Origin of the sequence: Streptomyces tropicalis, assembly GCF_029269835.1 — a bacterium.
GTDB classification, from domain to species: Bacteria; Actinomycetota; Actinomycetes; order Streptomycetales; family Streptomycetaceae; genus Streptomyces; species Streptomyces tropicalis.
In genome coordinates, this window is sequence record NZ_JARJBB010000007.1 from 103646 (window position 1) to 127451 (window position 23806).

Sequence of the window (23806 nt, forward strand, 5' to 3'; positions counted from 1 at the left end):
GGGTCGGGGCAGTGAGCGGGGTGGTCACGTGCGTTCCTCGGGTTGGGTGGGTTCGGGGGTGCTGGGGACGGCCCAGCGACCCGGGGGGATGACCCGGCGGGGCATGTAGTCGGGGGGCAGGTCATCGGCGGGCCGGTTGGAGCGCAGGGTGCGCAGTTCTTTCACGGCCTGCTGGCGGGTCATGGCTGCGTCTGCGCGGGCCGGGCCCGCGGTGGTGTGCGGCTTGAAGCGTCGGCGGCGCAGGGCCTCGGCCCGGCGCAGGTCGCGGCGCAGGCGGCGGGCGCGTTCGGTACGGGCCTGGTAGACCTGCTCGATCTGCTCGTCGGTGGCCCGGTCGGCGAGGTAGGCGGTGCCCAGGTGGTGGCGGTTGTCGGCGTCGAAGACCTCGATCTGCTCGAGGTGGTGGGGCTGGAAGCGGACGTGGACGCGGGTGCCGGAGCGGCCGGTCATCCAGCCGGCCATGTAGTCGCGCCCCTGGAAGCGGATGCCATGGCCGTGGATGACGCGGGTGGAACGGTCTCCTTCCAGGAGGAAGGCGTGCAGGTCTTCGGCGCTGACCTCGCGGAGCGGGGTGTCCTCGCTGTTCCACCATTCCAGCGGGGTGAGACCGCCGTAGTCGGCCATCTTGTGTTCGGTGTTGCGCTCGTGAACCCACTTCGCGAAGCGCTCGACGAAGCCCTCGAAGGTCAGGGGTGGGTCCTTCTCCCCCGAGCGGCGACGAGTATCGAGCTTCTGGGCCTTGGTATAGCGGGGCAACTTGGAGAAGAACATGCTGGTGGCGGCACGGTTGAGGTTTTCGATGCTGCCCTTGAGGTAGGGCGTGTAGGGAGGCAGGACATCGACCTGGACGGCGAAGGCGCCGAGGGCCTCCTGGACGGCACGCGACAGGAAATCCTTGCCGCGGTCGATACGGATTCTGGTGGGCAGGCCTCCTGCCGGGCCGTAGGTGTCGCCGCGCAGGATGCAGGATCTGAGAGCGGCCAGGACGGAGCCGCGGTGCGGGAAGTGGGGAGTGACGGCCCAGCCCATGATCATGCCTGTGTGGCAGTCGCAGAACCAGGTCACCCACGGTTTGACCAGCCGCCCGTCAGCCCATACCCAGACGGGGGCTTGCTTGTGGTCGCCTTCCCACTCCTCGTTGCGTGCTGTAGGCGGGCGACGCAGGTGCGGGTCATGGCTGCGGGAAGCCGGCAGCCCGGCTCGTAGGCCGGCCAGGTCGCCGGGCGTCAGGTCGCGTTTGACGGCCCGGTGCAAGGTGGACAGGCCCACCGGGGTGGCACCCGTCTTCTCGGCATCCATGGCGAGTTCACCGTGGACAGCTTTGACATTGCCGCGGTGGTAGGCCAGCAGAACCCGGATGTCGTCGGTGATCTCGAAGCGGTCCCGGCTGCGCTGCAAGGGCTCGCCGAGCCGGGCGCGGGCCAGGTTGCGCCACACCGTTCTGACGTGCACTCCGAGAGTGTGGGCGGAGAGCTGGACATGCGCGGTGGTGAGCTCGCCCCGCTTCGACAACTCCAGTAGGGCCCGGATGGCGGGACCCATAAGTTCGTCACGTTCGCGCCGTCGTCGGACTGTGCCGTCGGCTGCAGGGTGATCACTTGGGTCAGGAACCACCACAGGGACCATGTCTTTCTGTAGGCGCCGGGCACGCGGACGGCAGCTGAATTCTCAAGTCGGGGTAGGGGATGTGTTCGATGGCGACGCAGGCCGGCTTCACGTCGGTCAGAGTGGTTTGCTGCTGGTGGGTTGGGGTGTACGAGTCGCTTCGTGGCAGAGCAGCGAACGTTGTAGAAGGGCTTGTCGGCTCTGTTCCGTCCCCTTGCGCCAGGGCCATGCATGGATCTGGCCGGGGTGCGCGGCTTTGCCAGGCGCGTGCAGTGCCTCTCCTCTAGTGGTGAGAGGACACAAGCTGGTTGAACAGGCGGTGCCCCATAGCTCCCCCGATGATGGTCGGCCGAAGGCAGGGGCGGCCCACGCCACAGCGGGTGGGCGCATGGCATGAGGGCCGGGGTGTGCTGGACGCGGTCGGCGTGCCGAACACGGCTCGAACTTAGAGCGAGCTGGTGAGGCTCAAGATTTTTCCGGTCATCTGTTCCGCTGTTCCAGGCTGCCATGCAACGCGCGTAGCAGCGGTGAGGACTTCGCGCGATCCGTCGCCAGGCGATTGGCCGGCCTGACCTCCCGGCAGGTCGCCATCGCAGGTCGGAGCGGTTCCTGGCCGGGTAACCAGTGTGTTCGGTAAAACGCTGCGGGGAAGAGGGCGGGGCACTGTAGAGGCAGGGTCTGACAACGGGCCTGGTGCCGATGAAACGGGGATGACGCGAAAATTCGGCTACCGTTCGGTACGGCGTACGGGCACGAGCTGGTGGTTGGCTGAGTGCGCCAGGATGCGGGCATGAGCCTCACCTCATCCCTCAGCGACCCCACATCAACGATGTCCCGGTTCCTGAGCGAACATCTACCCAACGCCCATGACCTGTTACGCGACTGCCGCAAGCGCCTGACCCACTATCCCGCGCCGGTAAAGCCCGAGATCGGACCAGATCAGCGCCAGGAATACCGGACGCTTGGCCGCACCATCGACCACCGGCTGCGCATCAGCCTCGGCGCCCCCACCGGGCAGCCGATCAAAGACGGAATCGTACGGGCAGTTATCCAAGATGACGGCTGGCCGAGGCCCGAAGTCATCAACACGGTGCAGGCCGCCGGCTTGGTGATGCTGAAAGAGCTGGACCGGTACACAAACAGCGACGGCCAGCCGCTGGTGCTCGATGCAAAGGACGAGGACCGGCTGGTACGGCTATGCCACATCGCTTCGAGCTTCGAGGCGATCTACCGCCTCGGGGGCTGGGCGCGCGGCAACAGCCTGGGGGCAAGCAGGCCTGCAGCAACACTGGAGGACCTCGTCGATGCCGTGCCGCCCTACGTTGTCGACGACATCCGCCGGCAGATGAAACTGGCCGCACACCCCGGCCCCTTCGACCGCCTGCGACAACTGCCCGCAGCACAACGGGTCTGTGGGCCCGTCTTCGACGGCAGCATGGACGTCGACGGAGCCGATGCCGACTTCATCCTGGACGGACAGCTGATCGACTGCAAAGCCACCACCCGCCCCGACCGGATGGGCCGCGCCGAGTTCTACCAGCTCGCCGGCTACCTCCTGCTCGACTACCACAACAACTACGCCATCAAATCCGTAGGGCTGTACCTCTCCCGCCAAGGCGCCCTCATCGACTGGAGCATCGCGGACTTCCTCGGCCTCATGGGCGCACAACTGGAACTGCCTGACCTGCGCGCCGCCTGCCAGTACGCGCTGACCAACGGCGCGGCCGGAACACCTCCCCCACCGAAGGAACAGCGCCGACCCCTCCCCCGCCCGCGCAGCGCTCCCCCGGTCCAGGACACGCTCTTCGGTGATCTGTCCTGACCTCACAGCTCTGGCGGGGCCTGTGCTCGCCGCAGCCGACTACGGCGCGGGCTGGACACGGCGTTGCCGTGCCCGGTGCGCGGGGGCCGGGTCAGGGGGTGCTGTCGCTGAGCCAGTACGGGTCCCAGCGGTGCCGGTGTGGCCGGGTGACCTGGTGCATGCGCAGGCCGCGGGGCCTGCGGTCGCCGGCGCGGGGCGGGTCGATGAGCCAGTCGAGCACAGGACCAGGAACGTGGCCGGGAGCGTCGAGGTCTGCCAGCAGGGCATCCGGGCCGTACTGGTCATAGGGCGGTGGCAGGGGCAGACCAGCGGCGGTGGAATCGTCGATGATGCGGCGGCAGCGACCCTGCCCCCACCAGGAGTCGGTGTAGCTGGTGGAGTCTCCGATGCTCATCAGAATCAACGTGGTCTCGGCGCCGAGTACTTCGTGGTCGAGCTGGCGCCAGCGGTCGAGTTCTGCGGTGACAGTGGCGGCTACGTCCCCCCAGCCCGGCCCGAACAGGGAATGGACCGGGGTGCCGTCGGCAAGGGCCCACTGCGGATCCATCAGGGCGTCCTTGATGCTGTCCCAGTCGATACCCTCGACGGGGCAGATGTGCTGCTGAGTGATGCGGGTGACGGCGATGTTGACCCGGGCCATCAGCACGTCGGTGTCCAGATGATGATCTTCCACCGCAGTGTTGTTGCGCCAGCACCAAGCGGCCACGCCCAGCGCGGCCGCGTCCGGCACGATGTCGGGCGCGACGTCCCGGCCGTCCATACCGACCAGCCCTGGCCGTGGGGGATGTCGCCCCGCCCTCACCTGGCTTTTGGCTCGTGTCCGGCCACTTCTGGGGGCCAGGTCAGCCTGCCCGGTGCGTCGCCACCCTTCCTGTCCTCGCGAGGCTACGGGATCACCGGAACGCACCGTGCCGCCGCGGCCAGGCCGGAGCTGCGAGCGATGCTCCCGTCACTGAACTGAGCAACACCCGGCAGGTAGACAATCTCTGCGGCTGCGCCCTGAGCGCCGGTTCGCGGCAGCTCCGCGGATCTCCCCGCCCGTCTCTCGCCGCGGTCGCAGAGTGAGCGAGGACGCAGCGTTTAAGGAATGTGCACGCACGCCGAAATTGATCCATCAGTGCTGCTTGGTGTGGCGCCAGATGTTCTGGTGGTCCTGGTAGAGCTCCCGCAGAGCACCGGACGGCTTTTCGGGCCAGGCGGTTTTGATGGCCCGCTCTCCCCAGCAGAAGGTGACGATCGCACGACTGGCCGCGTAGCGTCGCAGGAGGTCGGCGCGTAGGTACAGCAGTTGGCCCTTGTATCCGGAAGGGGCTGCGAAAGACCGCGCGGCCAGTGCGCCGCTGGCCTCGCACTGGTCGAAGCCTGCCGGAAGAGCACGCAGGTCGAAGGCTTTTGAGAAGAGCCAGCTGGGGACGTAGGCGGTCGTCTGGTTCTGGCTGCTGTGGTGGGGTTCCCAGGCAAATTGATGGGCCAGCCTCTCGAAGCGGAGGTCAGGCCGGTTGTAGCTCAGCGTGCCGCTGTAAAGGTTTTCTATCAGGTCCAGTCCCGGCTCGGGCGCAGCGAATCGGGTGTGCCACGGGATCTCACCGGCGAAGAGGTAGTACTCGGCCGGCAGGTTGATCACGTCCCGTCCCGGGTGGGGCAAGGCATGGAAGGCATCCAGGAATCCGGTCAGGTTCTCCTGGTTGACGAGGACGGTGTTGAACAGGCCGAACGTGTCGCGTCCGGTGGTCACGTCCTCGGTGTCGATCTCTGCATGGACGAGAAGCCATGGCCCTTCGACCTCGTCGAGGATGTGGGGGGCAAGGAAGTCGTCCGGCACGTCGACGGTTCCGTGGCGCAGCCATTCGAGGTCGTCAGCCGGTGTCCGCGGTGTCCACGTGCCGAGCGGGACCGGGGCGGGCTGCAGGGGCTGCGGGAAGGTCGGGTCGATGTCTACTTCGAGGTCCTCGGGTGGCTGGCCGCGGTCGGCCAGTATGCCCGCCACGGTGTTGAAACCGATCCAGCCGTATTTCTTGCCGTACCGGTCGATACGCCCACCTGAAGGGTGCCGCTGCCGAGAGAGTGTTGAGGTGATGCGGCGTTCCACCTCTTCGAACAGGTCTGGGCGCCACCCGAGCGCGTGGACCACGGCGAGGACGAGGGCTGTAGCCTCCTGGTGCCCGGGGTGGGAGTCGTCGTAGTTCTGTCGGTCCCGGAACAGACGCCCAAGAGTGTAGTTACCGAAGTCCATGCCAATCGTCTGGCGAACCTCCTCCCGGCGCGGATCACCGTCAACAAGCGGACTGATCTCCAGTGCGGCAGTGAACTTCAACGGCAGTTCGGCTTCAGCGGGAATCGTTTCGGGATAGTGGCGATGGGCGAAGTCGAACGTTGAGGAGATGTAGTAGCGGATCAGCGCGTGGCAGGTGGGGTGGGTGGCCTCGGGCCCAGTGAAGGCGTTGAGCAGCCCCGTCAGGTAGGCGGGCAGGGCGACTTTCAGGTCCGCATCGTGCAGCTGACAGGCCGTCGCGACGCCGTAGGAGGCAGCAACCATGCGTTCTGCGACGTAGGCGTCGTTGACGGCGATCGCTTCCAGGGACAGGGTGAACAGGCCGCCCATGTTGTGGCGGCCATACCAGTACAGGGCCGCCGTGGCGGCGTCACGAAGGTCGCGGTTGGTGCTCGTCAGCGTCCACATCAGCCACCGGGCTCGCAGCTGGTCGGCCGTGGTGCGCTGGGGATCCGCGCGCCAGCGTGTGGCCAGGGCGGTCGCGTCGGCGAGGAGGGGGCGGCTGCGGGCGCGTAGCCACTCGCTCCAGCGCAGGTCGCGGTCGGCCACTGATCGAGCACGCAGAATCCGGTCGAGGAAGTTGGCGTCGAGAGGGTGGCCAGGGGCTGCTCGGGTGCTGTAGAGCCGCTGGAAAATGTCGTCTCGTCCACCGCGGAGATCGTCGCTGTGCGTGGCGAGGGCCTGAACCGTTGCGGAGTCGAGGTGGGCTGCCTCGAGCCCTGCGGCGTGCAGGAGAGCAGGCAGCCGAAGGGGTTCGGGAACGGCCTGCCACAGTTGCCCGGCGCCGGCGCGGGGCATGACGCCTGCCAAGGCCTGGAAGATGTCGGCGGCGAGAGGGTGCCGTACGTCTGACCTGCCGGTGAAGAGGGCCGTGGCAGCGTCCTGGCTCAGCAACCGCACGATGCCCCTGCCATGAGCGCGTACAAAGCTGGTGGCGATGACGTGACCCGCCATGAGGTCATATACAAACGACCAGGTCGCTCCGCCCGTGCCGTCGGGGTGACGCAGGAGAACACCTTCGTGTTCGAGGGCGGCGAGAAGGCTCTCCTGCCAGCGGCGCTGGGTGTCCTGGCACAGCTGCCTCGCCTGGGCGTCGGGAAGATCTCGTCCCCGGTCTTCCCACAGGGCATTTCCGAGCGCATCGAGTGCCTGGTTGACATCGTTGGGGTGGATGGACGGGATGAGCTCGTAAACGCGGCGAGCCACGGAGGCGAGGTATCCACTGAAGATGCCGGTCAGGGAACTGGGCAGGCCGGCGGCGCTGACAGGGTGCCTGCGGTCGCGGTTGGCCATGGAGCAGTAGATCTTCAGTGTTAGCGGGTGGCTGAGAAGTTCGCGCGGCAGGCCGGTCCCGGCTGGTTCGATCTTGTAGTGGGAGAAGTAACGGGCGATGGCCTCGTCGAGATCTTCCTCGAACCCGTCGAGCTTGAGGATGTCGTTCACGTCGGCAGGTATCGCGTCTTCGAGGAATGCCTCGCGGACCGTGCACACCACGAGCACGGACGGGTATCGCCTGAGGGTTACCTGCAAGCTGCGCAGCAACGGCGGCCACAGGGTTGGGCTTTCCGCCTCGTTCAGGCCGTCGATGACGATGGGTAGGCGGCATCCGGCGCGCTGCGCGGCCGCGTCGACGGCGGCAAGGAGTTCCTCGAAGGAGGCCAGTGGCCTGCCTGCGGCCGTGAACTGGCCGGCGAGATCGTCGAGGGTCTGGCGGATGCTCAGGCGCCTGCCGTAGAGCAGGACACCTGCGGGGCGTGCCGTTGTCGGCGCGGTGAGGGTCGCTGACAGTTGGGTCTTGCCGAATCCGGCGTCGCCGGTGACCACCGCGAGCTGGGTCGACAGATGACCTGTGACGTGATGGGCGAGGGCCACGGCGTCGCGGATGTGCGCGATCAGATTGGTCAGCGGCAGGGCGGCGGGGTGTCGTAGCGCACGCAGCCGCCGGAGCACGGCGTGCTGCGTACCGGGCGCCTGGAGCACGGTGCGGTCTGTGGCGCCCAGCAGTGGGGAGGGTCGGCTGTCGGTGATCTGCTGATGCGCCTCGTGCAGGACGGCAACGACGTCATGTCCCGTTGCGACGATCGCGGCGGTCTGCTCTGCCAGGGGGCTTGGCAGCGTCGTGGCGGCGGGGTCGAGGGCTGCTTCGAAGCGGGCGATATTGCCGCTGGCGTCGCCCAGGTCGTCCCACGCATCGGGTTCGGCGAGCATCCGCCGAAGCCGGTGTTCGGCGGCCGAGGTCTGATGCACCTCGGGGATCCAGCGTTCGCCGGCCTCGGCAGCGGCCCGCGCATGCTGTTCGGCGAGACGCTCCGGGGTCAAGACGAGGGAGCCGAAGTAAGCCTCCCGCAACAGCACCGCCTCGCCGACAAGCAGATGACCTAGATCGACCTCCGTGGCCAGATGCAGCGTCATCCGGGTGGACTGGCCGTAGGACCATTCCTGGTCACCGGCGGTGAGAGGGTGCCGGGTCCACAGAACGAAGTCCGTGATATCCGGAAAGTACTTCTCGGTTTTCTTGAGGGAGTCCTCGACATCTTCGCGGCGCCCCTTGCCGATAGCGCGGCCCGGCTGGATGTCCCACCACTTGGTCTGCCATCCAAAACAGCGGCCGGGGTCGCCGAGCGGGCATCCCGGCTCGTCGATGTAGAGGTGGAACTCGACTCCGGGCTGCTGGGCCAGGGCGATGAAGCGGCCGAAGCGGGCGTAGGCGTGAGCAACGGCCCCCCGGCACAGCAGCTCGAAGTTGTCCCGAGGGCTGCCGGGCAGCACGGCGAACTTCTCCCAGTCCAGCGGAATCATCGACTCGTTCGTCCTCAATCTCCTCGGCCGTGCCCGGTGCCGGGATAGTCGTGTGCGGAGTACACCTCGATGCGCGCCCCCTTGTCGAGGAGGACTTTCAGCAGCGCCTGGACGTCGTTCTCGTCGGTGGTCACCACGACGGAGTCGCCATCGCGCTGCAGGGTGAGGTCATACAGGAACTGCTCGAGTTCGCGCGGACCGATGCTGTGGATGTTGAGGTCACTGAGGAGTTTGAGGACTTCATCGCTGTAGCGGTCGCTTGGCTCGCCGATGATCAGGCGGCCAGCTTCTTCCTCCGCCTGCAGGGCCCTCGTCAGCTCTTTGATGAGGGCGTGCGCTCGTTCGGCGCTGGTGACATCCTTGAACCGGCCGATCATGACGAGGTTCATGGAATGCTCGGTGCCGTACCCGTACCAGACCTTCATGCGACATCTTTCTGCTGCAGACGCTCGAGCGCGGCGAGGACGCCACGTTCGTCGACCGGCTCACCGGTCGAGTGATAGGAGGATCGCCGGAGCGTCCCTGAGGCGTCGATGTGTGCATACGTGCGCAGTCCCGTCTCGCTCGGCAGCGGCTGAGCGATCGGCAATGAGCCGCTGTCGCCCGCTCCGAGGGTGAGGGCGACGGGACCGCGGTAGTCGGTGATCCATTGGTGCAACGCGGCGACGACGTTCGGGCTGCTTCCCGGACGGCCCCGTGCCGGACGCTCAGGCAGCAGCAGGAGTTCCTCTGCTCCGGTCGTGGCGGCCAGGTCGGAGACGGCGTCGAGGTCCGGCAACGTCCGCAGATTCACCACGCAGTTGAGCCCGAACCGGAACGCTCGCCCGATCCAGGTAAGCCGCTGAACAAGCTCGACGAAGGGGCGGCCGCGCAGTTCCTCGTAGATGGGGCCGACTCCGTCGACGCTGACGCGGACGAAGTTGACCGCTCCGGCCAGCGCGTCGATCAGACGGGGTGTGAAGCGGTGCGCGTGAGTTGTCATGGTCACCGCAAGGCTAGTGTGCTCGGCGACGTGACGGCACACCTGGGGAAGGCGGCGGTAAAGGGTTGGTTCTCCGCCTCCAAACCCGATGCCGAGGCAGCCTTCCGCGTTCAGCTCGTCGGCCCATGCGCATAGCCGGTCGGCATCCAGCATGGCGGCGGCCTTGGGTGCGTAGCAGAACGGACACGCCAGATCGCAGGCGTTGGTCAGGGCGATCGACACCTGGCGGGGGGCACGGGTCCACTGCGTCTCGGGGACGTCGACCTCATCGAAGAGCACGTTCAGACCGGTGCGGCGGTCGAAGAGGTGAATCCCGTCGGGGCCGACACGACGTTTCACCGGCAGCCCCGCATCACTCGCGTCTCCCATCTACGTTTTCGTCCCAAAGTATGGCAGGGCGCAACAGGCCCAGTCATCCAGTTCCTCACCAGTCGCTGCAGGACGACGTGGCGGGCGGAGGTGCTACCGCCGAGCGGGGCTGGGCATGGGACAGGGGGAACGCAGACAGCGTCACACCGTCGCCTCGGCCGAAGCGTGAGGGCACTGCTGCTCCCTTTGTGGGCCGCCGCTCTGCCACCACAACAGCACCGGCGCCGCCGGTGCTCTCTTCAGATCCCTGAGGTAGGCGCAGCCGCCGTCCGACGGGCTGGGCGAAACAAAGGGAACCTGACCGGACCGCATCGTTCTGCACAGAAGCGGTCCTGGTGGGCGTGGTGGGTCGGGACCGGGGGCGGCCGTGTCAGTCGCCCCCGGGCGCATGCAGTGGGCTGGGTCCGGGTGGGGCGCCATTGGACTGCGGTGTGCCTGCAGACTGGGCGGGCAGGGACGCGGCCAGGGAGGCAGCAGGCGCGGCGTTCACGACGAGGTAGGCGGCGTCCAGGAAGGCTTCGAGGTGGTCCTGCATGCGCCGGACGGAGTCCTGCCAGTCCCTGAGGTTCTCGCAACGCCTGTTCTGCTGAGCGGCGCGAATACGCTCGTCAGAGTAGTTGAGGTACTCGTTCATGACCAGGCTGAGGTTCTGGGCATGCCTGGCCACGTCGCGCGGGCCCGCGAGCCGGACCACTTGTGCCTGCTGGAAGGCCGCCTCGTACAGGGTGTGGATATGCTCCTGGGTCGCGGTCAGACGGCTCAGCTCGCTGGGCTGCAGTGATCCGCCGGCGACCGGGGAAGTGCCGCTGAGTAGGCGGGCCAGCGCAGCGACGGTGTCTCGCAGCCTTTCGGCTGCCGTGACGTAGTCGACGTAGGTCTTCTGTCGCGCTTCAAGACGCCATTGCTCGCGTTCGGCGTGTCGCTGTTCGAATTCCCGCTGCCGCTGGGCGTCGATGTCCAGGCGGCCGCGTTCTGCCTGGGCTTCCAGCGCAGCGAGACTGTCGCGTTGTTGGGCCTGGAGCTGCTCGCTGTGCTGTCTGAGTTGCGCTTGCACTTGGGTGGTGTGCTGTTCGCGCTGAGCATCGAGCTGCTTGTCGAGCATGGCTTCCTGCCGTTCCAACTGCTGTTTGAGTTGTTTGCGGCTGGACCGGTTGTTGAGAACCGCGACAACGGACGAGACAATGCCGGCACCGATGGCTCCGATGCCCGCTCCCAGTGCCGTTCCCCACCACGGAGCGGTTGTGGTAGGCACGGCACCGCCTGCCGCGAGGATGGCGTGTTGCGTGTGGATGGCGAGCATGCGCGTCAGTTTGCCTCAACTGCAGGGCTGGTGTGGTCGTTCCGGGTAGGTGCCGTGATGTCAGAGATTGTTTGGAGGTATGGGCGGTACTCCATTTTTGATCTTGAAGAGATCGATTCTTCAGATCACGTCCCACTGCAGTCCACTTTTTCAACAGATCTGCCGCATCCGGGCGTTACGAGGCCCTACGCTTCGTCGCACGCAGGCGACCGCGCCTTGATCGGGGAGTGTGCATGTCACCGGAGTCGACACAGCCTGGCGGGGTGAGTCTTTCCGCGGCCGTCGCAGGAGTCCGCCACGCGCTCACGAAAGCCCTCTCGGATGCCGGGGATCAGCAGGTCCGCTTCGGGGTGTCCGGCCTGGATCTGGAGTTTCACGTCGAAGTCTTGCCCGGTGCGTCTGAGGACGATCCGGCAGCGCTGCGCGTCATCCAGTCCACCGCCGACCCGGCCACGGGACATCGCATCAAACTGTCCCTGCGGCCGGTGCACGTGAACAACAACAGACTAGATGAGTTGTTCATCGGCGAATTCACCCAGGATCCTTCATGAGGCAGGAAGACCGGGAGGACCACCCGCTCCCGGACCGGGTGGTGGAGACGGTCATGGATCTGGGGGGCGGACGCCGGCAGTGGGGAACGGGCTACCTGATCGCTGACCGGGCTGTCCTGACCGCGCGCCATCTGGTTGTCGACGCCAACGGCCACCCCGGCCGCGTCGTCGTGCACGGTATGTTCTCGTCCGAACCGCTGCCGGCCACGGTGGTGTGGACTCCTGCCAGTACGACGGTCGATGTCGCGCTCCTCGAGCTTGCAGCGCCCTCGGCGCGGTTGAAGAACGTGCGCTGGGGACGCATCGACGGTGGCCGTCCCCGCGAGGTGTCGGGAGTGGGTTTCCCCAGCCGTCAGGGACGTAACCCGGACGGGGTACGGCATTCCGATCATCTGTGGGGATGGGTGACCCTCCAGCCGCGGCGGAATGTTCTCAGCGTCGATGTCGGCGGGGCCACCCGGCGGCCCCTTGACATGCGTGACGGCCAGGAGCAGGTCAAGCGGTGGCAGACCTCGCAGTGGAGCGGGGCCTCGGGAACCGCTCTGTTTTGCGGTCCCCATCTGGTGGGTGTGCTCTCCCGTGATGCCGACCCCGATACATACGACGGCACACGGCTCCATGCCGTGCCGGTCTCGGCTTGGTGGGACGACCCCGAGTTCGTCCGACAGCGCCGTCGGCTGGGACTTGACGCGCACTGTTATCCCGTGTCGGACCCGGCCGCCGACACGAGCGCTGCAGCATCGCCGCTCACCCGCACGTCGGCGGAGGAAGACCTGCGCCTCGCCATTGCGCAGCAGATCGGCGCGTTCACGTCGGGGTGGCACGGAGTGAGCGAGGAGGCGGACCAGGCCCTCGATGTGCACTGCAGCGCCGTGGACGGCGAGGAGTACGCACGCAACGCTCAGGCCATTCCCATAACCCACGACTCCATCGACGCGTACTATCTGGCGCTCTCCCCCCGTCGGCTGGTCATCACCGGCCCGAGCGGATCGGGCAAGACGATTCTGGCCTTGCGGCTGATGCGACGGCTACTCGACGTTCCCGGCCAGCCGGTGCCTGTCTATTTCAACCTTGCCGCCTGGCGAGTGCCCTCTGCTGACATCCGGCGCATGACGCCCGACGCCCGCCCGAGGGCGCTGGCGAAATGCTTCGAGGGCTGGCTCGTTGACCAACTCCTCGAGAACGATCTCGTCGTGACGCGACGTGATGCCCAAAGACTGGTCGAGGGTCGGAGGATCCTGCCTGTCCTGGACGGCATGGACCAGATCCTCCCCGACAGGGCCTCGGCCGAGCCCGCCTCCCGCAGCCAGAACTTTGTCCTCGATGACCTGGTCTGCGCCCTGAACAGTTACCGTGATATCCACGGCGGGTCACGCGGTGCTCTTGTCCTGGCCACCCGGGCCCGCAAGGATTTTGAGTCGGAGACCTGTGACATCCCTCTACCGGAGGGTTCCGTCGTGCAAGTGGAACGCCTGACATGGCGGCAGATCCAAGAGCACTTGGAGTCGGGTCGAGGACCACGCGATCAGAAGACCAACTCGCCGGTCGACTGGGGGCCGGTGCTCGGGGACATCGCCGCACACGGAGACCAGTCGGTCGCCGCCCGGCGTCTGGACACCCCGTGGAAACTGACACTGGCTGAATGGGCGGCAGCGTCCCACCATGTCACGCCGGCCTACCTGATTACGCCTGACACGTCCGACGCGGACGTCGAAGAGGAACTGCTGGCGTCATTCGTCCCCTCGGTGCACGGATATCACAGTGTCCACACCAGCGGGACCAGCGGAAAGAGCCCCCAGCAGGCCATGAACTGGCTCACCGTGCTCGCACAGCATCTGGAGCAGAGCCGAGGCACGGTCCACGGTGTCTCGCTGTCCGGTCGTGAGGTCGTCCTGGCCCGGATATGGCCCGTCGCGGGGACATGGCGGGTGCGGTTTGCGCACCTCGCCGTCCACACCGTGCCTCTCATGTTTTTCGGTCTGGCCTGCGTCATCGCCGCGGTCAGCGGCCCCGGTCACGCCGGTGACTTCTTCACCGGCCACTGGCCGGCCTTCACCAGCGCCACCGGTACGCGCCTGACGTGGGCCTTGTGCCTATCAGGCGGCCTGCTTGTGGCGGGCGCCTACTTCGCGCTGCGCTACTGGCCGTGGATGCCTCCGACTCATTGGCCTCTGCTCGCCTTCGCCCAGCGCCGCACCCAGGGGCTTCGTATCCGCCGTGGCCCGCGCCGGATCGTGTCCGGCGTCGAAATCGGAAGCGCCATCGGCCTGGGGGTCGGTATGGCCGTCATGCTCGCGTTCGGCTGGGTGCTCGGCATAGCTGTAGGAGCCGTCGTGGCCGCCCTGTTCGGCTGGTTCATGGAGGCCAAAGTCGGACTCGACCGCACCTTGAGCGGGAACTTCGCCCCGGAGTTCTTCTGGGCCCTGGACATGCTCGGGGCCGTGGCGTTCGCCGGCCTGGGAGCCCTCGTGTTCCCATGGTTGGACTACTCGTGGACCACCGGGCTGGCCTTTGGCGGGTGCTTCGGCTTCGTCCTCGGCTTCGGCTTCTTCCTTGTGCCCTGGCTGCGCTACATCACAGCGATGACGCTGGCCCGCAAAGAACTACCCTGGCGGCTCGCCGCCTTCCTGGATTGGGCGAGGAAGGCCGGTCTGATGACCATCAGCGGTGTCGGATTTCAGTTCCGCCACCAAGAACTCCAGGAATGGATCGTACGAAAGCGCCCTCCCTCCCCCTCCGCCTGATGCGAGGGCCGGCGGTCCGGACCCAGACCAACCTGCTGAGCTTCGACCTGGACGAACGGCGTCCAAGACGGTTGGGAGAAGGCGTCCAGACCAAGACTCGGGGTCAGCGGCCACAGCGCCAGCCCAGCCAGCACAGTATGCGCATGCACAGTGCGAACAGCGAAGGGGTACAGCCACCTACCCCGGCGTCTAAAGTCACCCCACTCACCGCCAAGCGGCTGTAGTGGAGCGGGCACGCGCTCTATAGGAAGTGTCATGGGGCTGTCTTGACATATGCCGGGCAATGCCAGCAGACGTCTGTCATCAGATGGCATCGGCGCCATCCTTATGTCAGCAGGCCAAGGCACCCACAAGCATGACCTGACACTGGCTCAGCGATGACACCTTCGAAGTGACACAGCAGCGGCACTTCACACTGCCCCTGGCCACTGGACTGGCAGCGGCACTACCGCGCCCTCGCCGACCTCGCCGCCGACGAACCCGGCGGGGTACTGCCCGACATCGCACCCGGCGTAGTCATGGACGGCGACGACATCGGACGATGGCTGCAACGACAGAAACAGCCGGGCAACTGGGCGCAGTTGTCAAGCGAGGAGCAGGAGCGGCTGTCCCGGCTGGGCGCAGAGCCCATCCAGCGGCCCGTCCCGACCCCGGCGGCCACGCCTGCTTCGAAGAGTCCGAGCAAGGCGCAGCAGGCCTTCCGGCGTGGCCTTGCTGCCCTCGCACAATGGGTTGAGCGGGAAGGCGTGGAGCGGCCGGTGCCGCGCAGCCACAGCGAGCAGATCGCGGTCGAGGGCAAGGGGGAACCCGTGGCCGTCCGGCTCGGTGTGTGGGTCTCCAACACCAAATCGAGGCGGGACAAACTCACTCCTGAGCAGTTGGATGCACTGCGCAAACTGGGTGTGAAGTGGGTGTACGGCCTCGGGGAACATCGGTACAGCGGTTGGCGCTGAGAAGGATCACGGTCAGGGTGTGGGCGTGCTGACCCGGTGCCCGGGCTGTTTCTCGAAGCTGCCACGAAGTGACAAGTAGCGCTCTGTGATCAGAGTGACGCTCGGTCAGAGGGTGCGGGGCGGGGCCGGGGGACGTCGTCGGCCCGGTGGGCGTCGACGTCGGTGTGGGCCTGGGCTACGGCTTCGGGGTACGCCTCGTGCTTGGCGTGTTCGGCCAGCGCCCGGTAGACACTGGCGACGGAGGGGTTGTGGCCTTTGCGTTTGCCGGTGGGGATGATCAGGTCGGGCTGGATCTGCTCGACGGACTCGCCGCCCGCGCGGCGCCGCAGGACGGTGTGGAGCATGTCGTCGGTGATGACGGGGGGCCGGCCGCCGTGCTTGCCCTTGCGGGCGGCGGTGTCGAGCCCTTCGAGGGTGGACTCGCGGATGTTCTCCCGCTCGGTCTCCGCCATCGCGGCGAAGAACGCGAACAGCAGCTTTCCCGGCCCGGTGGGGTCGTAGAGGCCGGGCCGGGGCCTGGCGAGCATCTCCAGGATGAGGCCGTGCGCGGTGAGGTGGTCGGCGAGCGCGGTGAGTTCGGCGGCGTCGCGGCCGAGCCGCTTCATCTCGTGGACGGTGAAGATGACCCGGCAGTGCGGGGCGTGGCCCTTGACCTCCCGCGCGGTGCGCAGCGCCTCCTCGAAACGGGGCCAGACCCGTACGCGGGTGCTGATCTTCTCGGCGAAGATCTTGTCCCGGGGGATGCCGTGTCCGGCGAGCGCGTCGAGCTGGGAGTCGAGTTCCTGGCCGAGGGTGGAGCAGCGGGCGTAGCCGATGCGGATGTCCGCTCCGGGGAGGTCCGGGTCGACGGGGGCCGGGGGCGGGGTTCCCGGCCGCCACGGCCGGCCCGGGCCCGCGGTCGGCGGGGGTCCGGCTGCCTGTTTCCGATCTCGCTCGGGCAAAGGACCGTTTGTGAGAATGGCCGTGCGCGACGGCCGCCGCGCGGAGCTACACGTGCCGGGCCGACGTCACTCCATTCCCGGGTCGAGTGTAGGGTGAGCCGCTCCGTTAGCAGTGAGTCCTGCTGGAACTCCGGATTCCATGTTGCGTTAGCAGTGGGTCGGTCGGCTGATCTTTAGCAATCACGTGGCCCGCCGGGACGGGCCGTTGGACTGAGGCCCGCGTGCGTGCGGATCAAGCCGGTCTTCTCGAGCGTCTCGCGCCAGCGGTCGATCGGGATGCGCCGTCCCGGCCACCAGCCGACGGCGCGCAGGGTTTCCTCGATCACGCCGGTTTCCCGTAGTGACCGTCGACGCCGGATCGACCCATGCCTGGTCCACCAGCACGTTCTCAGGCCATCCTGGCCGCCAGCATCCGGGGGGCTGACCGGGCCCGTGGCAACGCATGCGCCGGGCCGCGGGGCCTTCTTCGACCGGGAGTGCCACCTGTCAATGCAGTTGATTGAATGCCTGGTCGGCATCGGCTGTGGCCTCGGGGTGGACGTCGTGGGCGGCTCGACCATCGGCGATCTTCTGCCAGTTGGTCCGGGCGAGCACCCGTTGGACCGCGAGTACCTGGGCGGCCCGCAGGCGTGCCTGGATGCCTTCGCCGAGGGCGTCCGCCAGTGCTTCCTCGTCCTCGAGCTGGTACTGCGTGAGCCGTCCTGCCAGGCTCGGTGTGGTGAACACCAGCCGGTGGAACGCCACCACCTCGGGATGATCGTTGAGGCCGGTGACGGGGTCGTACCGATCGAGGCCGGCCCGGAAGTGCCGGTGCAGCGCCGTCACCGGCTTGATGTCGGACCTGCGGTCACGTACGACGCGTGCCGCCTCGCCCTGGTGGTCCGCAAACCGGTGCAGCACCAGGTCTTCCTTGGTGGGGAAGTACCGGAAGAGGGTTGGCTTGGAGATCTCGGCCGCCGCGGCGATGTCGTTGACCGAGACGCGGTCGAAGCCGCGCTCCAGGAACAGCGAGACGGCTGCGTCGCCGATGGCGTCGCGCGTCCGCTCCTTCTTGCGGGCCCGCAGTCCCGTCGGCTCGCTCATCTGACCACCGTAACATTCATGACCGAGTTGTGTTTTTAACCGAGTAACGTTTTCATGAGCGGCATGAATCAGACAGACATTCCTTCCGTGCTCGTAACCGGGGCGACGGGCCGGATCGGCCGCGTCGTCATCGACCAACTCCTCGACGCGGGTGTGCCGGTCCGCGCACTCACCCATCGCTCCGAGATGGCGGCGACGCTGCCGGCGAAGGTCGAGGTCTTCACCGGTGACCTCACCGTGCCCGAGACGCTCGACCCGGCATTGAATGGCGCCGGTGCGGTCTTCCTTGTCTGGACCGCCCCGCCTCAGACCGCCGCGGCAGTTGTCGAGCGGCTGGCAGCCCACGTGCGGCGGGTCGTGTTCCTCTCCTCCCCGCACCAGACGCCGCATCCCTTCTTCCAACAGCCGAATCCCATGGCGGTGCTGCACGCCGACATTGAGAGGCTCATCGCGGCCACCGGACTCGAGACGACGATCATCCGGCCGGGGATGCTCGCGTCGAACTCGCTGGCCTGGTGGGCGCCCGCGATCCGGGCCGGCGAGGTCGTCCGGTGGCCTCACGGCGCTGCCGAGACGGCACCGGTCGACGACCGCGACATCGCAGCCGTCGCGGCGCGGACGCTCTATCAGGACGGATACGTCGGAGGCGACTATGTCCTTACGGGCCCCGAATCGCTGACCCAAGCCGCGCAGGTGGACGTCATCGGTGACGCCCTGGGGCACCGGATCGCATTCGAGGAGATGACGCCGGACGAGTTCCGAAGGCTGTCGGAGGGCACGGCGCCCGGCTTGGTCGTCGACATGCTGCTCGCCGCGTGGAGCGCGGCGGTCGGACAGCCCGCGTACGTCACCACTGCGGTGGCCGACATCCTTGGGACGGCGCCGCGAACGTTTCGCCAGTGGGCCGCCGACCACGCCACCGCGTTCACGGAGGGTTCGTAGCCGGGTTCGGCGTCGAGGCGGACCGCGTCGTGATGCTGGTCGAGCCATCGGTCAGGTAACGGAGGATTGCACTGCGTCCAAGAGGCCGAGCAGGTGCTCTGCTTCGCGGATGAGAGCGGCGCCCGCGGGAGTGGCTGCGAGGGGGCGGACCCGTTCGATCAGCTGAACGCCTGCGGCCCTTTCCAGGGCCCACATCGCCGCGACCTGCGGATACGCCTCGGCCAGCGACACACCAAGCGAACGCGCCACAGCGCCCCTCCTCGATTCCCCGGCCGGGCCCTCCCCGAGCCCGGCACCCCACCCTGACAACGATCCGGGCCCCGCCCGGGGGACTCCAAGAGCGCGTCTACTCCTCGTCGTCCTCGTCCAGCCCGAGCCCGGCCGCGTCCGGGTCGCGCAGCGGGCGCAGGGCGCCGGCGGCCGGGACGCTGGCGGTGAAGCTGTAGCGGCCGAGCAGGTTCAGGTTGCGGTGCTTGAGCGGGGGGAGTCGGGCGATGTCCTCGCCCCGCAGTTCGTGGCCCTCGGCGCGGCGCTGAGCGACATCAGCCCCTCGGCGGCCTCGCCGCCTGCGGCGACGGTGGCGCCCTCGGCCCTGGCCTGCTCGATGGCGGCGGTGACCTTGGCGAGGTGCTGCGCGCTGACCACAAGCCCCATCGAGGTGCCGTCGGCCAGGCCGTCGCCCGGGCGGTGGCGGGCCGCTTCCTTGGCCAGGGCGGCGACGAAGTCGTCGTGCACGCCCGGGGTGCAGATCACCCGGGAGGAGGCGGTGCAGGCCTGCCTGGCCGGTGAGGCCGAAGCCGCCCGCCGCGGCGATCCGGGCGGCCCGTTCCACGTCGGCGTCGTCCAGCACGACCAGGGCGTTCTTGCCGCCCATCTCGACCTGCACCCGGCCGCGGCGCTCCTGCACCGCGCGTTCGATGCGCATGCCGACCGCCGTGGAGCCGGTGAAGGAGACGCCGCCACTCGGAGGTCACGGACCAGGGCCTGGCCGGCCACCGCGCCCGTGCCGTGCCGTGCCGTGCCGTGCACCACGTTGAGCACGCCGGCGGGCAGCCCGGCGCGGACCAGGGCCTCGGTGAGGTGGCGGGTGGAGAGCGGGGTGAGTTCTGCGGGCTTCAGCACCACTGTGTCGCCGCTGATCAGCGCCCGCGCCAGCTTCCAGACGGGGAAGACGATCGGGAAGTTCCATGGGGTGATCAGCCCCACGACGCCGACCGGCTCCCGGCGAGTGCGGACCATGGTGTCCGGGAGTGAGCTGGGCAGCACCTGCCCACCGAGCCGCCAACCTTCGGACCCGAAGAAGCGCAGCACGTCGATGGCCCGCCGGACCTCTCCGCGTGCCTCGGGCAGCGTCTTACCCTCCTCCCGGACCAGGTCGCGGGCGGCCTGCTCGTGGCGGCCGCGCAGGATTTCGGCCGCGTCCAGCAGGATCGCGCCGCGCTCCGGGGCGGGCATCGCTGCCCATCCCGGCTGGGCCGCGGCGGCGGCCGCCACGGCGGCGTCGACGGTCTCGGCGCTGGAGGCGGGGGTCACGGCGACCAGTTCGGCCGGGTCGGCGGGGTTGTGGCGTTCGAGGCCGTCGCCGAAGGTCTCCTCGCCGCCGATGAGGTTGGGGATGCGGCCTGTGCTCATGAGTGTGGTTCCTTGGGAAGTCGGGGGTTCACAGGCTGCGGACCAGGCCGACGTCGCAGCACAGCGTGGTCCCGGTGACGTACCAGGCGGGGGCGCTGCACAGGAAGGCGGCGGCGGCGAACTCGGCGGGGCTGCCGTACCGTCCGGCGGGGATCGCGGCGTGCGAGGCCGCCTCGACGTCGGCGATCGGGCGCTGCTCGCGTTCGGCCCGCGCGGCGTCCAGTGCCGCCACCCGGTCGGTGGCGATCCGGCCGGGCAGCAGCAGGTTGACGGTGACTGCGTCGGCGGCCACCTCGGCGGCGAGGGTCTTCACGTAGGCGGCGAGGGCGGCCCGTCCGGCATTGGAGAGGACCAGGTTGGGCAGTGGTTCGGTGATCCCGCTGGAGCCGATGGCCAGGATGCGGCCCCAGCCGCGCCGGCGCATCGCCGGCAGGGTCAGCGCCACCAGCCGCTGTGGGGCCGGCAGCAGTGTGTCCATGGCTGCGGCGAGGTCGCCGGTGTCCAGGTCGGCGGCGGAGCCGGGTCACGGTCCGGGCCCGTTGAGGACCAGGATGTCAGGGGCGCCGTAGGCCTTGCGGGCTGCCTGGAACAGGGCCTGCTGGCCGTCCGGGGCGGTGAGGTCGCTCTGGACGCCGACCGCGTCCGGCAGGCCGGCGGCGATCTGCCGGGCGAGGTCGCCGCGCCGCACGGCCACCACGACCAGGGCGCCCTCGGCGGCCAGCGCCGGGGCAACCGCCCGGCCCAGGCCGCCGGGCTTCAGGGATGTCGCGCCGGCCGGCGACGCTACCGCGGATGCCGAGGTCCATCAGCGCACCTCCTCGGGCAGCGCGGCGAGGTGCCGCTCCAGCTGCGGGACCAGGGCCTGGGGCAGCTGCGTGGCCGGCGGCCGGACGCCCGAGTCCGTGATCAGGCCGCGTTGCCGGATGGCCTCTTTGCGCAGTGCGAGCGCGATCCCGGCCTGCGCTTCGAAGTTGACCAGTGGCAGGTAGGGCAGGTAGGCCTGCCGGGCCGCGTCGTGTCCGCCGCTGTGCCAGGTGCGGACGCAGGCGATCAGGCCTTCGGGGCAGGAGAAGCCGGTCATGGTCCCGGCGGCGCCGGCCGCCAGCTCGTCGAGCAGGCCCAGGCCGCCGAAGACGGGGACGTCCAGTTCGGCGGTGAGTCGGGCGACGGCCGCCGCGGTGGGCGGCGCCTCGGCCTTGACCGCGACCGTGGAGGGGACGGCGCGGACGGCGTGAACGAGGTCGGCGGTGCGGATGGCTACCCGGCTGGTGGCCGGGTAGTCCTGGACGACGATCCCGGCGCCGGTGGCGTCGTGGACGGTGTCGAGGTGGGCCACGACCACCTGCGGATCGGGCGAGTTGACGTGCACCATCAGCCCGGCGAGGCGGTCCCCGACGACGTCGCGGACCAGACGGGCCTCCTCCAGTACGGGCGCGGTGGCCAGTGCGGTGACCCCGACGACGAGCGGCAGGTCGACGGCGTCGACGACCGCCTGGAGTACCGTGCGGCGCTCTTCGGCGGAGAGCCGGACGGCTTCGCCGAACACTCCGAGCACGGTCAGTCCTGTGGTGCCGATCCGCTCGTAGTGCTCGACCAGCCGGGCGAGGCTGGACTCGTCCACCTCGAGAGGGCGGAGCCGTGGAAAGGGGTGACGAGGACGCCCCATACTCCGGGGGCAAGGTGTTCGGGCATCGGTGGGCTCCCCTTTCATCGTCCGGGCCGCAGCGGCGGCCGCTTGTGCTGGAAGGCGAGCAGGCCCTCCTTGGCGTCCTCGCTGTCCAGCGCCGCCATCAGCGCCGGGGTGCGCAGCTTGCGGGCGTCCTGCGGGGACAACGGGGCCCCACGGTGGACCATCTGCTTGATGGCGCGCAGTGAGGTGGGGCGCAGGCGAGGATGTCGGCGACCCAGCCGTCGACGGCCTCGTCCAGGTGCTGGGCCGGGACCACCTCGTTGACCAGGCCCATCCGGTGCAGTTCGGCGGCGGAGGTGCGGCGGCCGGTGAGCAGCAACCCCACGGCCTGGGTGTGCGGGAGCCGGCGGACCAGCTGGAAGACCCCGCCGTCCAGCGGGATTCGGCCGACCCGGGGCTCGGTGAGGCCGAACTGGGTGTGGTCGGCGGCAACGACGATGTCGCAGCCGAGGACCAACTCCATGCCGCCGCCGAGAGTGTAGCCGCCCACTGGGGCGATCACTGGGACGTCGAGGGTGGTGCGAAGGCTCAGTCCGCCGAAGCCGTTGGGGTCGAGGCCGGCCCAGTATTCCAGGCCGGTCTTGTCCACCGCGTCGGCGGACATGTCGGCGCCCACGCAGAACGATCGCTCTCCGGCGCCGGTGACGACGACCACCCGCACCTCGGGGTCGGCCTCGATCTCGGTCCAGATCTCGTTGAGCCGGGTGTGGGTCTTGACGTCGACCGCGTTGAGCACGGCGGGGCGGTCGATGGTGACCCGGGCGATGTGCCCGTCTTGTGTGTAGCGGACCTCGTCGGTCATCGCAGCACCCCCTTCTCGCGGAGCAGTGCGATCTGCTCGGTGGTGTAGCCGAGTTCGTCGAGGACCTCGGTGCCGTGTTCGCCGAGCTGCGGTGGGACCCGGCGGACCTCGGCGAGGGCGGCGGAGAGGTGAAGCGGCGCGTTGAGGGCGCGTATCCCGCCGGCGACCGGGTGGTCCATCTCGGTGATCATGTTGTTGATCGCGGTCTGCTCGTCGTCGAGGGTCTGCTCCAGGCTGCGCACCGGGGCGCAGAGGATGTCCTCGTCCTCGAGTCGCTTGACCCAGTGGTCGGTGGTGTTGCGGCTACCGCCTTCGCGAAGATTCGCTGCAGCTCGGGCCGATGTGCGAACTGCAGGTCGAGGGTGGAACTCGGGGCGTTCGCCCAGGTCCTCGTCGAGTTCAGGGCACGGCTGATGTGGTGCAGCGGGTCGGTCTTGAAGCCGCCGGCCGCCGCGGCGGTGCGAACCGCCGGACCCGCCGCGGCGGACCACGGTGGGCGGCGGTTCGCGGACCGCGGATCACACCACGCCGCTCTCCCACCACCACGAGCCAGAGCCGTAGGAGGGGTACTGGACGCGGCTGTCGGTGTGCTGCCACGAGTGCGTGTACGCCTCCAGTCCGGAGAAGCCGCAGGTCTCGGCGATCCGGTAGGTCTGCAGGGTGGTGTGACCGGAGACCACGATGTCGGCGGCGACACCGTACACGTGCATGCTGTTGGATGCTCCGCCCACAGCCGCGTTGTGGGAGACGCTGCGGAAGCCGGAGTTGACGGTGATGGCGCTGTTGCCCGCCTTCTTGCGCACGGCTTCCAGCTTGTACATCAGCCTGCGCACGTTCTCCTTGACCTCGGTGGACCCGACTTTGCCGCCGCTGAAGCCCGAGCCGTCGGCGGAGTAGAACTCGCTCCAGTCGAAGTGCGCGGTCGAACCGTCGCTGCTCTCCAGGCTGTTGAGCACGCTCTGGGTCTGCGGGCCGACGACGCCGTCCGCGGTCAGGCCGTAGTCCGACTGGAAGCGCTGCACAGCGGCGGTCGTAGCCGAACCGAAGGCGCCGTCCCAGGCCACATACGTCTGCTGGGCGGTGGAGGCGGCCCAGCCGCCCACACGGATCTGGAGCTCCACCACGTCGGAGCCGGAAGCCCCCTGCTGGAGGGTACGGTTCCAACCGTAGGCCGAGGCCGGTCCGGCCGAGCCGAGGTCGGCCGCGGCCGCGAGACCGAGCGCGGCCGCCACGCCCGCGGCGCCCCGGAACAGCGTGCGGCGGCCGACGGGGCGGCCCGGGTGTCCTGCTGGATTCATGAGTTCTCCTTGTATCGACGT

The 23806-nt window shown here is 68.5% G+C and carries 19 protein-coding genes and 5 pseudogenes; 5 read left to right on the top strand and 19 right to left on the bottom strand.

What is annotated here, in order from left to right; translation table 11 throughout:
- Nucleotides 1–24 precede the first annotated feature (24 nt).
- A complete protein-coding gene (locus tag P3H78_RS15940; RefSeq protein WP_276109648.1) occupies nucleotides 25–1452 on the bottom strand; it encodes a TnsB C-terminal domain-containing protein in 1428 nt (475 codons plus the stop codon).
- Between the two features lie 943 nt (nucleotides 1453–2395).
- Here P3H78_RS15940 and P3H78_RS15945 point away from each other — a divergent pair.
- Nucleotides 2396–3427, top strand: coding sequence for a hypothetical protein (locus P3H78_RS15945; protein WP_276109649.1), 1032 nt, complete (start codon nucleotides 2396–2398; stop codon nucleotides 3425–3427).
- Between the two features lie 91 nt (nucleotides 3428–3518).
- Here the strand turns inward: P3H78_RS15945 and P3H78_RS15950 are convergent, their stop codons facing one another.
- The 5 genes from P3H78_RS15950 to P3H78_RS15970 all read right to left on the bottom strand — a co-directional run bounded on the left by P3H78_RS15950 (nucleotide 3519) and on the right by P3H78_RS15970 (nucleotide 11149).
- Nucleotides 3519–4187, bottom strand: coding sequence for a hypothetical protein (locus P3H78_RS15950; protein ID WP_276109650.1), 669 nt, complete (start codon nucleotides 4185–4187; stop codon nucleotides 3519–3521).
- 354 nt (nucleotides 4188–4541) lie between these two features.
- Nucleotides 4542–8498, bottom strand: coding sequence for an NACHT domain-containing protein (locus tag P3H78_RS15955; protein WP_276109651.1), 3957 nt, complete (start codon nucleotides 8496–8498; stop codon nucleotides 4542–4544).
- Between the two features lie 14 nt (nucleotides 8499–8512).
- Nucleotides 8513–8923 (bottom strand): DUF6375 family protein, encoded by a 411-nt coding sequence (locus P3H78_RS15960; protein ID WP_276109652.1) that lies wholly within the window; start codon nucleotides 8921–8923, stop codon nucleotides 8513–8515.
- On the bottom strand, nucleotides 8920–9849 hold the full coding sequence (locus tag P3H78_RS15965) for a radical SAM protein (RefSeq protein ID WP_276109653.1): 930 nt from the start codon (nucleotides 9847–9849) through the stop codon (nucleotides 8920–8922). Before P3H78_RS15965 ends, P3H78_RS15960 begins: the two co-directional genes overlap by 4 nt.
- A gap of 370 nt (nucleotides 9850–10219) precedes the next feature.
- Nucleotides 10220–11149: a hypothetical protein gene (locus tag P3H78_RS15970; protein ID WP_276109654.1), complete on the bottom strand. Its 930-nt coding sequence runs from the start codon at nucleotides 11147–11149 to the stop codon at nucleotides 10220–10222.
- A 263-nt stretch (nucleotides 11150–11412) separates the two neighbouring features.
- Between P3H78_RS15970 and P3H78_RS15975 the strand changes: the two genes are divergently transcribed.
- From P3H78_RS15975 to P3H78_RS15985, 3 genes and pseudogenes are all read left to right on the top strand, one after another.
- A complete protein-coding gene (locus P3H78_RS15975) occupies nucleotides 11413–11700 on the top strand; it encodes a trypco2 family protein (RefSeq protein WP_276109655.1) in 288 nt (95 codons plus the stop codon).
- Nucleotides 11697–14444, top strand: coding sequence for a trypsin-like serine protease (locus P3H78_RS15980; RefSeq protein ID WP_276109656.1), 2748 nt, complete (start codon nucleotides 11697–11699; stop codon nucleotides 14442–14444). The genes P3H78_RS15975 and P3H78_RS15980 overlap by 4 nt, the downstream gene beginning before the upstream one ends.
- Before the next feature lie 413 nt (nucleotides 14445–14857).
- Nucleotides 14858–15397: pseudogene (locus tag P3H78_RS15985) on the top strand (helicase associated domain-containing protein); the annotation flags it as partial.
- Between the two features lie 89 nt (nucleotides 15398–15486).
- On the opposite strand, the gene P3H78_RS15990 reads toward P3H78_RS15985, so the two are convergent.
- The 3 genes from P3H78_RS15990 to P3H78_RS16000 all read right to left on the bottom strand — a co-directional run bounded on the left by P3H78_RS15990 (nucleotide 15487) and on the right by P3H78_RS16000 (nucleotide 17421).
- Nucleotides 15487–16338, bottom strand: a complete 852-nt coding sequence (locus P3H78_RS15990) for a recombinase family protein (protein ID WP_276109657.1) — start codon at nucleotides 16336–16338, stop codon at nucleotides 15487–15489.
- A gap of 173 nt (nucleotides 16339–16511) precedes the next feature.
- Entirely contained in the window at nucleotides 16512–16664 is a 153-nt protein-coding gene (locus tag P3H78_RS15995) for a hypothetical protein (RefSeq protein WP_276109658.1), read from the bottom strand.
- A 160-nt stretch (nucleotides 16665–16824) separates the two neighbouring features.
- Nucleotides 16825–17421, bottom strand: coding sequence for a TetR/AcrR family transcriptional regulator (locus tag P3H78_RS16000; RefSeq protein ID WP_276109659.1), 597 nt, complete (start codon nucleotides 17419–17421; stop codon nucleotides 16825–16827).
- A 63-nt stretch (nucleotides 17422–17484) separates the two neighbouring features.
- Between P3H78_RS16000 and P3H78_RS16005 the strand changes: the two genes are divergently transcribed.
- The gene (locus P3H78_RS16005; RefSeq protein WP_276109660.1) at nucleotides 17485–18363 is read left to right on the top strand and encodes an NAD(P)H-binding protein; all 879 of its coding nucleotides are present in this window, start codon (nucleotides 17485–17487) and stop codon (nucleotides 18361–18363) included.
- A gap of 51 nt (nucleotides 18364–18414) precedes the next feature.
- Here P3H78_RS16005 and P3H78_RS16010 read toward each other — a convergent pair whose 3' ends face one another.
- The 10 genes and pseudogenes from P3H78_RS16010 to P3H78_RS16045 all read right to left on the bottom strand — a co-directional run bounded on the left by P3H78_RS16010 (nucleotide 18415) and on the right by P3H78_RS16045 (nucleotide 23785).
- Nucleotides 18415–18612 carry a hypothetical protein gene (locus P3H78_RS16010; RefSeq protein ID WP_276109661.1) on the bottom strand — a complete coding sequence of 66 codons (198 nt, stop codon included), beginning with the start codon at nucleotides 18610–18612 and terminating at the stop codon, nucleotides 18415–18417.
- A 97-nt stretch (nucleotides 18613–18709) separates the two neighbouring features.
- A pseudogene (locus tag P3H78_RS33395) lies at nucleotides 18710–18910 on the bottom strand (hypothetical protein); the annotation flags it as partial.
- Nucleotides 18823–19122, bottom strand: a pseudogene (locus tag P3H78_RS33400) (aldehyde dehydrogenase family protein); the annotation flags it as partial. The pseudogenes P3H78_RS33395 and P3H78_RS33400, both read right to left, overlap by 88 nt.
- Before the next feature lie 76 nt (nucleotides 19123–19198).
- A pseudogene (locus P3H78_RS16015) lies at nucleotides 19199–19995 on the bottom strand (aldehyde dehydrogenase family protein); the annotation flags it as partial.
- Between the two features lie 28 nt (nucleotides 19996–20023).
- Nucleotides 20024–20692: pseudogene (locus P3H78_RS16020) on the bottom strand (SDR family oxidoreductase).
- Between the two features lie 108 nt (nucleotides 20693–20800).
- Nucleotides 20801–21616 (bottom strand): dihydrodipicolinate synthase family protein, encoded by an 816-nt coding sequence (locus tag P3H78_RS16025; protein WP_276109663.1) that lies wholly within the window; start codon nucleotides 21614–21616, stop codon nucleotides 20801–20803.
- Nucleotides 21617–21702: 86 nt separating this feature from the next.
- A complete protein-coding gene (locus tag P3H78_RS16030; RefSeq protein ID WP_276109664.1) occupies nucleotides 21703–21828 on the bottom strand; it encodes a hypothetical protein in 126 nt (41 codons plus the stop codon).
- Nucleotides 21786–22487, bottom strand: coding sequence for an enoyl-CoA hydratase-related protein (locus P3H78_RS16035; protein WP_276109665.1), 702 nt, complete (start codon nucleotides 22485–22487; stop codon nucleotides 21786–21788). The genes P3H78_RS16030 and P3H78_RS16035 overlap by 43 nt, the downstream gene beginning before the upstream one ends.
- A complete protein-coding gene (locus tag P3H78_RS16040) occupies nucleotides 22484–22978 on the bottom strand; it encodes a CoA transferase (RefSeq protein ID WP_276109666.1) in 495 nt (164 codons plus the stop codon). Before P3H78_RS16040 ends, P3H78_RS16035 begins: the two co-directional genes overlap by 4 nt.
- A gap of 27 nt (nucleotides 22979–23005) precedes the next feature.
- Nucleotides 23006–23785, bottom strand: coding sequence for a D-Ala-D-Ala carboxypeptidase family metallohydrolase (locus tag P3H78_RS16045; RefSeq protein WP_276109667.1), 780 nt, complete (start codon nucleotides 23783–23785; stop codon nucleotides 23006–23008).
- Nucleotides 23786–23806 lie beyond the last annotated feature (21 nt).

What these genes read in the sequence shown, in the direction of transcription:
- P3H78_RS15945 (WP_276109649.1), top strand. Translation starts at nt 2,396, where the DNA reads ATGAGCCTCACCTCATCCCTCAGCGACCCCACATCAACGATGTCCCGG.
- P3H78_RS15950 (WP_276109650.1), bottom strand. Translation starts at nt 4,187, where the DNA reads ATGGACGGCCGGGACGTCGCGCCCGACATCGTGCCGGACGCGGCCGCG.
- P3H78_RS15955 (WP_276109651.1), bottom strand. Translation starts at nt 8,498, where the DNA reads ATGATTCCGCTGGACTGGGAGAAGTTCGCCGTGCTGCCCGGCAGCCCT.
- P3H78_RS15960 (WP_276109652.1), bottom strand. Translation starts at nt 8,923, where the DNA reads ATGAAGGTCTGGTACGGGTACGGCACCGAGCATTCCATGAACCTCGTC.
- P3H78_RS15965 (WP_276109653.1), bottom strand. Translation starts at nt 9,849, where the DNA reads ATGGGAGACGCGAGTGATGCGGGGCTGCCGGTGAAACGTCGTGTCGGC.
- P3H78_RS15970 (WP_276109654.1), bottom strand. Translation starts at nt 11,149, where the DNA reads ATGCTCGCCATCCACACGCAACACGCCATCCTCGCGGCAGGCGGTGCC.
- P3H78_RS15980 (WP_276109656.1), top strand. Translation starts at nt 11,697, where the DNA reads ATGAGGCAGGAAGACCGGGAGGACCACCCGCTCCCGGACCGGGTGGTG.
- P3H78_RS16000 (WP_276109659.1), bottom strand. Translation starts at nt 17,421, where the DNA reads ATGAGCGAGCCGACGGGACTGCGGGCCCGCAAGAAGGAGCGGACGCGC.
- P3H78_RS16005 (WP_276109660.1), top strand. Translation starts at nt 17,485, where the DNA reads ATGAATCAGACAGACATTCCTTCCGTGCTCGTAACCGGGGCGACGGGC.
- P3H78_RS16035 (WP_276109665.1), bottom strand. Translation starts at nt 22,487, where the DNA reads ATGACCGACGAGGTCCGCTACACACAAGACGGGCACATCGCCCGGGTC.
- P3H78_RS16045 (WP_276109667.1), bottom strand. Translation starts at nt 23,785, where the DNA reads ATGAATCCAGCAGGACACCCGGGCCGCCCCGTCGGCCGCCGCACGCTG.